Annotated in this window: 5 protein-coding genes; all 5 read left to right on the forward strand. The window is 63.5% G+C overall.

Annotated features, from left to right (window positions below; genetic code table 11):
* The first annotated feature begins 18 nt into the window (after window positions 1-18).
* From FBY12_RS18230 to FBY12_RS18250, 5 genes are read left to right on the forward strand one after another with little or no spacing between them, the layout of a single operon-like run.
* Window positions 19-8,574 carry an Ig-like domain-containing protein gene (locus tag FBY12_RS18230; RefSeq protein ID WP_145254635.1) on the forward strand — a complete coding sequence of 2,852 codons (8,556 nt, stop codon included), beginning with the start codon at window positions 19-21 and terminating at the stop codon, window positions 8,572-8,574.
* A gap of 43 nt (window positions 8,575-8,617) precedes the next feature.
* Entirely contained in the window at window positions 8,618-10,132 is a 1,515-nt protein-coding gene (locus FBY12_RS18235; protein WP_121733781.1) for a TolC family protein, read from the forward strand.
* On the forward strand, window positions 10,116-10,721 hold the full coding sequence (gene cysC / locus FBY12_RS18240; RefSeq protein ID WP_145254638.1) for an adenylyl-sulfate kinase: 606 nt from the start codon (window positions 10,116-10,118) through the stop codon (window positions 10,719-10,721). The genes FBY12_RS18235 and cysC overlap by 17 nt, the downstream gene beginning before the upstream one ends.
* On the forward strand, window positions 10,718-11,503 hold the full coding sequence (locus tag FBY12_RS18245) for an aspartyl/asparaginyl beta-hydroxylase domain-containing protein (RefSeq protein ID WP_145254641.1): 786 nt from the start codon (window positions 10,718-10,720) through the stop codon (window positions 11,501-11,503). Before cysC ends, FBY12_RS18245 begins: the two co-directional genes overlap by 4 nt.
* A complete protein-coding gene (locus FBY12_RS18250; protein ID WP_145254644.1) occupies window positions 11,491-12,486 on the forward strand; it encodes a sulfotransferase family protein in 996 nt (331 codons plus the stop codon). Before FBY12_RS18245 ends, FBY12_RS18250 begins: the two co-directional genes overlap by 13 nt.
* Window positions 12,487-12,578: the final 92 nt, after the last annotated feature.

A 12,578-nucleotide genomic window follows, 5' to 3' on the forward strand; every position in this document is an offset into this window, starting at 1 on the left:
CGAGTTCGGGTGAGCAGCATGTGGTGGAAAAACGGCAAATCGCAAAAGGCCCAGGGCGCGCGCGTACTGGCTTCGCCGATGATCATGTCTCTGGAACCGCGCATGCTGTTCGACGGCGCAGTGGCGGCGACCGTCGCGGACGCGGCGCAGGCTGATAGCCAAGCCACCGCCGACGCGGCCAAGGCACCCACCGCCGATCACCCGACGGCGAGCAAAGACACACATGGCCAGGCCGATAATGCCTCGCCCGCGACCCCGGCCGCTGCGGCCTCGCCGACGGCAGTTCCGGGCCAGAGCGTGGTGTTTGTCGACGCGCGGATCAAGGATTCCGACAGCCTGCTGAAGGGTGTGGCGCCCGGCACTGAAGTGGTCACGCTGGACGCGAGCAAGGATGGCTTGCAGCAAATCGCCGCTTACCTTGATACGCACCAAGGCGTGAGCTCGGTGCAAATCATCGGCCACGGCAGCGCTGGCGATCTGTGGCTGGGCAACAGTTATCTGTCGGCTGACAACGTCGCCGAGCGCAGCGCCGTGCTGGCCGACATCGGCAAAGACATCAACGTCGGTGGCGATATTCTGATCTACGCCTGCGACACCGGCGCCGGCGAGCGCGGCGTGAGTTTTGTCGATTCGCTGGCGCAACTTACCGGGCGCGACATCGCTGCGTCGACCAATCGCACCGGCGTGGGCGGCGACTGGGATCTGGAAATCGCCACCGGCACGATTGAAAGCCGCAGCGTGCTGTCGTCGGCATCGCTGGCCGGTTATCAGTACAGCCTGGCGACGCTGACCGTGGTCAACAACGCCGACAGCGGCGTCGGTTCGTTGCGTACCGCCCTGTCCAGTGCGGTGGCCGGCGATACCGTGACCTTCAGCACCGGCATGACCGTTGCGCTGAACTCACAACTGACCCTGACCAAAAACGTCATCATCGACGGCGACCTGAATGACGACGGCGTGGCCGATGTCACCCTCAACGGCCAGTACAAAACCCGCGTGATACAGGTTAACTCCGGCATCACGGCGACCTTTGACGGCTTGGTCATCAAGCAAGGCATGGTCGCCGGTGTCGGCGCTGCGGCGGGCACGGACGGTGCCGGGGCGATGGGCGGCGGGATTCTCAACTCCGGCAACCTGACCCTCCGAAACGTGACCGTAACCGATAACGCGGCCTCGGGCGGCGGCGGTGGCGGTGGCGTTACCGCGCCTTATGTCGGCGGTGCGGTCGGCGGTGGCGGTGGTGGCGGGGGCTCGCTCGGTGGCCAAACCGGTGGTCGTGGTGGCGCCGCCGGTTTCGGCACTGGCGTTTATGCCGGTACGGCCGGCGGGGCGGGCAGTGGCGGTACTGGCGGCGCCTACAACCCCAATTACATGGGCGGCAAAGGCGGGACTACCGTCGGTGGCGCCGGCGGCATTGGCGCGTCCAATTACAGCAGCGGCGGCGCTGGCGGCACGGCGAGCAACGGCACCGTGTCCATCGGCGGCGGTGGTGGTGGCTCCGGTTGGGACAGTCCCGGCCGGGCCGGCTCGTCGGCCTCCGGCGGTATCTACAACGCCTCGACCGGCACCCTGACGGTGGTCGGTACGTCCGTCATCTCCAATAACGTCGCGGCGGGTGGCGGCGGCGGTGGTGGCGGTGGCCTGGGCGGCTCCCCTGACAACGGTGGCGCGGCCGGCAAAGGCGTCGGCGCGATCTGGAACAAAGGCACGTTGCTGATGACGGCGGCCAACTTCAACGCTCTGGCCGGCAACGCCGGCGGCAGCGGCGCGGGTGGCCTGGCGGCGGGCGGCGGCAGTACGGGCAGCGTCCCGGCGGCGGTGAACAACATCTTCAACGACGGCGGCGTGGTCGATACCAACTACTTGCCGGATGTCACGCCACCAACCGTGTCGAGCATCGTCGTCGCCAACACTAACCTGAATTCCGGCGGCACCTCGCTGGTAACCATCACCTTCAGTGAAGCGGTTAACGGTTTCACCAACGCCGACCTGACCGTCGCAAACGGCACGCTGAGCGCGGTGAGCAGCAGCGACGGCGGCATTACCTGGACCGCGACGTTGACGGCGGCGGGCAATATCAATGCGCCGACCAACGCCATCACCCTCAACACCCCGGGTGTGCAGGATCTGGCCGGCAACATCGGCACCGGCACCGGCACTTCCAACAACTACGTGATCAACGACACCGTGGCGCCGACCGCGACCATCGTCGTTGCCGACAACGCGCTGAGAATCGGCGAAACCTCGCTGGTGACCATCACCTTCAATGAAGCCGTGACCGGTTTCACCAACGCCGACCTGACTATCGCCAACGGCACACTCAGCGCGGTGAGCAGCAGCGACGGCGGCATCACCTGGACCGCAACGCTCACGCCGACCGCCGGCCTGACCGACACCACCAACCTCATCACTCTGGACAAAACCGGCGTGCAAGACCTGTCCGGCAACGCCGGCGTGGGCGTGACCAACTCGAACAACTACGCGATCGATACCCAGCGCGCAACCGCGACCATCGTGATGGCGGACACCGCGCTGAGAATCGGCGACACCTCGCTGGTGACCATCACCTTCAGCGAAGCCGTGAGCGGTTTCACCAATGCTGATCTGACCATTGCCAACGGCACCCTGACCTCGGTGAGCAGCGCTGATGGCGGCATCACCTGGACGGGCACTTTTACCCCGAGCGCAAGCATCACCGACACCAGCAACGTGATCACCCTGGACAACACCGGGGTCAGCGATCTGGCAGGCAACGCCGGCACGGGCACCACCGATTCCGCCAACTATACGATCGACACCGCACGTCCGACCGCCACCATCGTGGTCGCCGACAGCAACCTGAGCGCCGGTGAAACCTCGCTGGTGACTATCACCTTCAGCGAAGCGGTCAGCGGTTTCACCAACGCTGACCTGAGCATCGCCAACGGCACACTGAGCGCGGTGACCAGCAGCGACGGCGGCATCACCTGGACTGCAACATTCACCCCGACTGCCGGTATCACTGACACAACCAATATCATCACCCTGGCCAACACCGGCGTGGCTGACCTGGCAGGTAACGCCGGCAGCGGCACCACCAGCTCCAACAACTACATCGTCGACACCGTGCGCCCGACCGCGACCATCGTCCTGGCCGACACCGCGCTGAAAATCGGCGACACCTCGCTGGTGACCATCACGTTCAGCCAAGCGGTCACCGGTTTCACCAACGCGGATCTGACCATCGCCAACGGCACACTCAGCGCCGTGAGCAGCAGCGATGGCGGGATTACCTGGACGGCGACGCTCACGCCGACCGCCAGCATCACCGACGCGACCAACATCATCACCCTGGACAACACCGGCATTCAGGCCGCCAGTTCCGGCAACGTCGGCACGGGCGTGAGCAATTCCGGCAACTACACCGTCGATACCGCACGCCCGACCGCGACCATTGTGTTGGCCGACAGCGCACTGAAAATCGGCGACACGTCGCTGGTGACCATCACCTTCAGTGAAGCCGTGAGCGGTTTCACCAACGCCGATTTGACCATTGCCAACGGCACATTGACGGCGGTGAGCAGCGCCGATGGCGGCATTACCTGGACCGCCACGTTCACGCCGACCACCAGCATCACCGACGCGACCAACCTGATCACCCTCGACAACACCGGCGTCGCCGACTTGGCGGGCAACGCCGGCAGCGGCACCACCGATTCCAGTAATTACGTGATCGACACACTGCGCCCGACAGCGACTATCGTCCTCGCGGACCCGGTCCTGAGCGTCGGCGAGACTTCGCTGCTGACCATCACCTTCAGCGAAGCGGTAAGCGGTTTCACCAACGCCGACCTGGCGATTGCCAACGGCACCTTGACTGCCGTCAGCAGCGCCGACGGCGGCATCACCTGGACCGCGACTTTCACCCCGACCGCTGGCGTCAAGGACATGACCAACATCATCACCTTGGCCAACACCGGCATCGCTGACCTGGCGGGCAACGCGGGCACAGGCACCACCAACTCCGGCAACTACACCATCGACACCGTGGCGCCGACCGCGACCATCGTGGTCGCCGACAATGCGCTGAACATCGGTGAAACCTCGCTGGTGACCATCACCTTCTCCGAAGCCGTGAGCGGTTTCAGCAACGCCGACTTGACCATCGCCAACGGCACGTTGACGGCCGTCAGCAGCAGCGATGGCGGCATCACCTGGACGGCGACCTTCACCCCGACCAACGCCATCACTGATGCGAGCAACCTGATCACCCTGGACAACACCGGCGTCCAAGCCGCTGCCTCTGGCAACGTCGGTGTCGGCAGCACTGATTCGAACAACTACGCCATCGATACCGTGCGCCCAACCGCCACCCTCGTAGTCGCCGACCCGACCCTGGCCCTCGGCCAGACTTCGGTGGTGACCATCACTTTCAACGAAGCCGTAACCGGCCTGACCCTCGCCTATTTCACGGTACAAAACGGCACCCTGAGCGGCCTGACCACCAGCGACAACATCACCTACACCGCGACCTTCACGCCGGGCGGCGGCGTCAACGACGCTACCAATATCATCACGCTGAACAACATCGGCGTGGCGGACGTGGCCGGTAACGTCGGCGCGGGCACCACCGATTCCAACAACTACGTGATCGACAGTCTGCGCCCGACCGCCACCATCGTGGTCGCCGACCCAGCCCTCAGCGCTGGCGAAACCTCCTTGGTGACCATCACTTTCAGCGAGGCGGTCAGCGGTTTCGACAACAGTGATTTGAGCGTGCCCAACGGCACGTTGAGCGCGGTCAGCAGCAGCGACGGCGGGATCACCTGGACCGCAACCTTCACGCCAACGGTTGGCGTGCGTGACACCACTAACCTGATCATTCTGAACAACGCCGGCGTGGCCGACATTGCCGGCAACGCGGGCATCGGCATCACCAACTCGGCCAACTTCACGGTCGACACCGTGCGGCCGACCGCCACCATTGTGGTCGCCGACACCGCACTGAACATCGGTGAAACCTCGCTGGTGACCGTCACGTTCTCGGAAGCGGTCAGCGGTTTCAGCAACGCCGATTTGACCATTGCCAACGGCACGTTGAGCGCGGTCAGCAGCACCGACGGCGGAATTACCTGGACGGCCACTTTTACGCCGACCAACGCAATTACCGACACCACTAACCTGATCACCCTGGACAACAGCGGCGTGGCCAATGCGTCCGGCAACGCTGGCGTCGGCTCCACCGATTCGAACAACTACGCTATCGACACCGCGCGGCCCACCGCAACCATCGTGGTCGCCAACGATGCATTGGCGCTGGGCCAGACGTCGCTGGTGACCATCACCTTCAGCGAAGCCGTGAGCGGTTTCACCAACGCCGATCTGAACGTTGCCAATGGCACGTTGAGCGCGGTCAGCAGCAGCGATGGCGGCGTAACCTGGACCGCGACGTTTACCCCGATCACCGGCATCAACGACACCAGCAACGTCATCACTCTGGACAACACCGGGATCGCAGATGCGGCGGGTAATGCCGGCAGCGGCACCACCGATTCCAACAACTACGTGATCGACAGCCTGCGTCCGACCGCCACCATCGTTCTCGCCGACCCGACTTTGAGCGCCGGCGAAACCTCGCTGGTGACCATCACTTTCAGCGAGGCGGTCAGCGGTTTCGACAACAGCGATTTGATCGTCCCGAACGGCACGCTGAGCGCGGTCAGCACTAGCGATGGCGGCATTACCTGGACCGCCACGTTCACCCCGACCGTCGGTATTAATGACACGACCAACCTGATCACCCTGAACAATGCCGGCGTGACCGACATTGCCGGTAACGCGGGCGTTGGCGTCAGCAACTCGGCCAACTTCACCATCGACACCGTGCTGCCGACCGCCACTGTTGTGGTTGCGGACAACGCACTCAGCGTGGGCGAAACGTCGCTGGTAACCATCACCTTCAGCGAAGCGGTCAGCGGTTTCAGCAACGCCGATCTGACCATCGCCAACGGCACACTCAGCGCCGTCACCAGCAGCGATGGCGGGATTACCTGGACCGCGACTTTCACGCCGACCAATGCAATCACCGACACCACTAACCTGATCACCCTCGACAACAGCGGCGTGGTCAATGCGTCCGGCAATGCTGGCGTCGGCGCCACCGATTCGAATAACTACGCAATCGATACCCTGCGCCCAACCGCGACCATCGTTGTCGCCAACGATGCATTGGCGCTGGGCCAGACGTCGCTGGTGACCATCACTTTCAGCGAAGCGGTCAGCGGTTTCAGCAATACCGATCTGGTTATTGCCAACGGCACGTTAAGCGCAGTCAGCAGCAATGACGGCGGGCTGACCTGGACCGCAACGCTGACGCCGACGGCCGGCATCAACGACACCAGCAACGTCATCACTCTGGACACCACCGGGATCGCGGACACAGCGGGCAACACCGGCAGCGGCACCACCGATTCCAACAACTACGTGATCGACAGCGCGCCTCCAACCGCAACCATTGTGTTGAGCGACACCACGCTGAAACCCGGCGAAACTTCGCTGGTGACCATCACTTTCAGTGAGGCCGTGAGCGGTTTCGACAACGCCGATTTAAGCGTCGCCAACGGCACGCTGAGCGCGGTCAGCAGCAGCGACGGCGGGCTCACCTGGACCTCCACGTTCACCCCGACCGCCGGTGTCACCGACGCCAGCAACCTGATCAGCCTGAACAACAGCGGCATCGCCGATCTGGCCGGCAACACCGGCGCCGGCACCACCGATTCCGCCAATTACGTGGTCGAAACCCAAGTGCCGACCGCGACCATCGCCGTCGCCGATAACGCCCTCAAGGCTGGCGAAACGTCAGTGGTGACCATCACGTTCAGCGAAGCGGTCAGCGGTTTCAGCAACGCCGACCTGAGCATCGCCAATGGCGCGCTGAGCAATGTGTTGTCGAGCGACGGCGGCATCACTTGGACCGCGACGTTCACGCCCACCGAAAACATCACCGATACGAGCAACCTGATCAGCCTCGACAACAGCGGCGTGATTAATGCCTCGGGCAACGCTGGCGTCGGCAGCACCGATTCCAACAACTATGCGATCGACACTGCGCGGCCAACCGCGACCATCGCCGTCGCGGATAACCGTTTGGGCATCGGCCAGACCACCACGGTGACCATCACGTTCACCGAGGCCGTTGCCGGTTTCGACCTCTCGGACCTCAGCGTCGCCAACGGCACGCTGAGCAATCTGCTCAGCAACGACGGCGGCAAAACCTGGACCGCGACGCTGACGCCGACCGCCAATATCAGCGACACCAGCAACCTGATCCTGCTCGACAGCAGCAACGTCAGCGACGCCGCAGGCAATGCTGGCGCCGGGATCGCCATCTCCAACAACTACACGCTGGACGCGACGCGGCCGACCGCGACCATCGTCGTCGCCAACCCGAACCTGGGTATCGGCCAGACGTCATTGGTGACCATCACGTTCAACGAAGTGGTGAACGATTTCGACCTCTCGGACCTCAGCGTGACCAACGGCGAGCTGACCAATCTGGCCAGCAGCGACGGTGGTAAAACCTGGACCGCGACCTTCACGCCGACCGCGAATATCAGCGACCCGAGCAACTTCATCGCCCTCGACACCAGCAATGTTGCCGACCTCTCGGGCAACAGCGGCGCAGGCGTCGCGGTGTCCAACAACTACGTGATCGACGGCGAGCAGCCGAGCGCCACCGTGGTGGTCGCCAACCCTAACCTGGGCGTCGGCCAAACCTCGTTGGTGACCTTCACATTCAACGAAGCGGTGAGCGGTTTTGACCTCTCCGACGTCAGCGTGGCCAACGGCACTTTGTCCGATCTGGCCAGCAGCGACGGCGGCAAAACCTGGACCGCGACGCTGACCCCGACCGGTAACTTGAGCAACGCCAACAACGCGATCAGCCTGAACCTCGCCGGCGTCACCGATGGCTCGGGGAACGCCGGCAGCGGCAGCACGCAATCCAACGGTTATGCGATCAACACCGTGACCGCGCCGTCGACCACGGTTGTGGTGGTGCCGCCGGATCCGGAGTTCCGCGTCTCGCAACCGGTGGTGGTGATCGATCAACCGCGCGTGCCGCTGCAACCGATGATCTTCGTCGCGCCGACCGGCACGCTCGCTTCGCCGCTGACCTTTGCGCCGTTGTTCGAAGATCGGGTATTGGGCGACGGCATTCGCCCGCTCGGGGATATTTTCATCAATCGCGGTGCATTGGCGCCGAGCTATCTGGCGCAAGTGTTCGGCAGCAGCGACAGCGCGGGCGACGGTTCCGGCCACGGTTTCCTCGGGTTTGGCGGCGGCGATGGCGGGGTGTTTGGCACCAGCACGCTGTCGAGCCTGTTCCATCAGGACAGCGACAACGGGCGCGATTCGTTGAACGTTTTCGGCAGCCGTTCGCTGAGCAACGGCGATGTTTCGCAAGGGCTGCGCGGGGCGTTCGGCGCACCGTCGCTGACTCAGCAATTACAAGAAATCAAAGACACCGAGCAACGTCAGGTCGATAGCCTGGCGGCCGCTTTGCAACAAGTCGGCATCAGCGAAATGCAGGCTTGAACCACAACATAATTTCAGTGCGGTACCTAGGGGCGATCCAGGGATGAATAGAACTCATAAGTTATTCGGCGCCAGCCTGCTGGCGCTGGCGATCAGCGGTTGCGCGGTGAAGAGCGATCCTATTGAGCGCAGCGTCAGTGAACAACGCGCCAGAAGCGATATGCAGAACATGTTCACCGGTCAGGAGCCGCTCAGCGGCCCGTTGACCTTGCACCAGGCGATGGCGCGCGCGGTGAAGTACAACCTCGAAGGCCGGCTGAAAATCATGGAAGAGGCCCTGGCCAAACGCCAACTCGACCTCGCCAGTTTCGATATGCTGCCGCGCATGGCGCTCGACGCCGGTTACGCCGGGCGCAGCAACCAGGGCGCATCGAGCAGCCAAAGCGTGCTGACCGGCACCCAGTCGCTGGAACCGTCGACCTCGCAGGACCGTGACCGCCGCGTCGCCGACCTGACCATGGTGTGGAACGTCCTCGACTTCGGCGTCAGCTACATCAGCGCCAAGCAGCAGGGCGACCAACGCCTGATCGTCCAGGAACGTCGGCGCAAAGTGATCAACACCATCGTGCAGGACGTGCGCTCGGCGTATTGGCGCGCGGTGGCCGCCGAACGTCTGCTGACGCAGATTGACAGCCTGGCGGCGCGGGTCGATACCGCGCGCAAAAACAGTCAGAGCATGAGCGATCAGCGCATCGGCGATCCAGTGGTTGCGCTGGGTTATCAGCGTTCGCTGATCGAGGCGACGCGTCAGTTGCAAGAGCAGCGCCGCGCGTTGTCGCTGGCGAAAACCGAACTGGCGACGCTGATCAACCTGCCGATGGGCACTGACCTGAAATTGGCCACGCCGGACGACTACACGATTCCGCAATTGAAAGTCGCCATGACCAGCCTCGAACACGAAGCGCTGGCCAGCCGCCCAGAGCTGCGCGAGCAGGATTACCAGACGCGCATCAGCACCGCCGAAACCCGCAAAGCCATGCTGCGCCTGCTGCCGGGGCTGGAGTTTTCCGCTGGTGGGCATTACGACAGCAACTCCTTCTTGGTCAACGACAAGTGGGCCGACTACGGCGTCAAGCTGACCTGGAACCTGTTCAACGTGATCTCCGCGCCAGCGGCAATCAACGTGGCCAAGGCTGGCGAAGAAGTCGCCAAGGCGCGGCGTCAAGCGATGTCGATTGCGGTGCTGGCGCAGCTTTACGTGGCCAACGCCAACTATCAGGAAGCGCTGCATCAGTTCCAGACCAACCAGGAGCTGTCGAGCATCGACGGGCAGATTCTCGGCCAGTTGCGCAACCGTCATCAGGCTGCCGGCCTCGGTGAACTGGACCTGATTCAAGGTGAATTGAACACCTTGCAGGCGGATCTGCGGCGCGACTTGTCGTACGCCGATTTGCGCAACGCGTACGGGCAAATCTTCGCCAGCGCCGGGCTTGATCCGATGCCGGATGAAGTGCAATCCACCCAAGTGCAGTCGATCGCCAATGCGTTGGCCAGTCGCGAAGCAGCGTGGGCGTCGGGCAACATTGCCGTGCCGGTGGCCAGTGTCCCGGCCGAATAACCTGCTGGCGCCGACTGCCAGCATCAGCCGTGCACAACGCGAGGCCCGCAACGGCCATCGCGGCACGGCGATTTTGCTCACCGGTTTGCCGGCGGCGGGCAAATCGACCCTGGCCCAGGCGCTGCACGCCGCGTTGTTCGAGCGCGGCGTGCAAAGCGTGGTGCTCGATGGCGACGGATTGCGCGTCGGGCTCAATCGCGATTTGGGATTTGCTGACAGCGACCGTCAGGAAAACATTCGCCGTGCCAGTGAGCTGGCGGCGTTGCTGGTCGAGAACGGACAGATTGTGATTCTTGCGATGATCGCGCCGTTGCTCGAATTGCGCGAAATCTTCGCCCAGCGCCTCGGCGCGGATTATCACGAAGTCTGGTGCAGCGCCTCGCTTGCGGTGTGCGAGCAGCGCGACCCGAAAGGTCATTACGCCCGCGCTCGTCGCGGCGATCTGGCGGGGTTCACCGGGGTTTCTGCGCCGTACCAGTCGCCACGCTCGGCAGCGCTGGTGCTCGACACCGGTGAGCAATCGGTCGAGGCCTGTCTGCAGCGCTTGCTGACTTGGCTCGGCGACTGCGCGGTGCTGCCAACACCATGAATCGCGCGGCGTTTTCGCGCTTGCCGGTGACGGTGGATTTGCCGCTGCTGTTGCAGGCGTTGGCGGCGATTGGCGAGGACGAATGGCGCGGTCATTTCAACAGTGCTTTCTACGCCGGCGACTGGAGCGGCGTGGCGCTGATTTCCGCGGCGGATGCGCTGACCGAGTTATCCCCGGGCCTTGGCCAGCCGCTGCTGCGCGCACCGTGGCAGCGCGATGGGCGATGGCAGCAGGGCTTGTGCGAGTTGCCGTTGGAGATCGTTTCGGCGCGTCTGTTGCGACTAGGTCCGGGCGGGCAAATTCATGAACACCGCGACTATGATCTCGGCGAGCCGGATGCCGATCTGCGTTTGCACATTCCGCTGTTGAGCCCGGTGCACGTGGACTTTTTCCTTGATGGCCAGCGCATGCCGATGGCTGCGGGGGAATGCTGGTTTCTCGACCTGTCGCGGCCGCATCGCGTGGACAATCGCGACTGTTCGGCGCGGGTGCATCTGGTGCTCGATTGCCGGCCCGGTGCGTGGTTGCAGCAGGCGATTATCGAGGGTTTGGCGACCACGCCTGCGCCTCCCGTCGCGGAGGGCGCCTTGCTGCAATTTCAGCGTTTGGTGGCGGGTGATTTGCAACTGTCGCAAGCGTTGCAGGGTTTGACCGACAGCGAAGTTTTCATTGCCCGTACGCTGGCGCTGGCAGCCGAACGCGGCTTGGTGTTTTCCCGCGAAGAATTGCGCGCGGCGATGCGCAATGGACGTCGGCAATGGAATGAACAATGGAACGCTTGAACCTCGACGGCTGGCTGCCGATTCGCATCTGGCAGCAGGCCGGCGAATGGCGGGTTGATTGGTGTTGGTTTGGTGATACGCCGCTGCATCAGCCGTTCTTTCGCGAAGCGGTGGACGCTGCGCTGCGCTTGCCGTTCAACCAGGCATTTCGGCGGCAGACGCCGTTGGCGGTGCTCAGTGAGTGGCGGGCGATCAGCCCTGGATTGGCGCCGAGTGCGTTTATCTTTCACGCGTCGCGTTGTGGCTCGACATTGATCAGCCAAATGCTCGCGCAACTCGACAATCACATTGTCATCAGCGAACCGCCGCCGCTGGACACGTTGCTGCGCGGTGATTTGCCGGCGGCGGAGCGGCGCAGCGCGATTGCGGGATTGTTGTCGGCGTACGGCCAGCGTCGGCGCGGGGTGGAGCAGCGGCTGGTGATCAAACTGGACGCGTGGAACATCGCCGAATTGCCGCTGTTGCGTGAATGTTTTCCTGCGACGCCCTGGATGTTTGTCTATCGCGACCCGCTGGAGATTGCCGTTTCCCATAGCCGCCGTCCGGGCATGCACATGGTGCCGGGGATGATTGGCGCGAGTGGGCTGGATGATGGGTTGCCGTTTGATAGCCGCGAGGCTTACATCGCGCGACGACTGGGGCGATTGCTGGAAATGGCGGTCGTGCATTGCCGGGACTATGAAGGGTTGGCGGTGAATTACCGCGAGTTGCCGGACGCGATGGCGGGCCGATTGGCCGAGTTTTTTGCGTTGGATGCGGTTCAGCGCGAGCAGGTATTTGCAGCGGTCGGGCGGCACGCGAAACAGCCGACTGAAGTATTTGTCGGCGATAGCCAAAGCAAACGGCGCGAGGCCTCGCCACAGCTGCGCGAATGCGTGGAGCGCTGGGCGCGCGGGCCTTACGAGGCGCTGGGCGGCGGGTTTTTTGTCGACAGTGACGACGCCATCGCGAGCAGGCTCGCTCCTACAATTGATCTGCAGTGAACCCAGATTTCACGCACGCCCCACGACCCTGTAGGAGCGAGCCTGCTCGCGATAGCAACAGTCAATCCAACACAAACCCGCCTGACCCCACA

Origin of the sequence: Pseudomonas sp. SJZ131 (assembly GCF_007828705.1) — a bacterium.
Classification (GTDB): Bacteria; Pseudomonadota; Gammaproteobacteria; order Pseudomonadales; family Pseudomonadaceae; genus Aquipseudomonas; species Aquipseudomonas prosekii.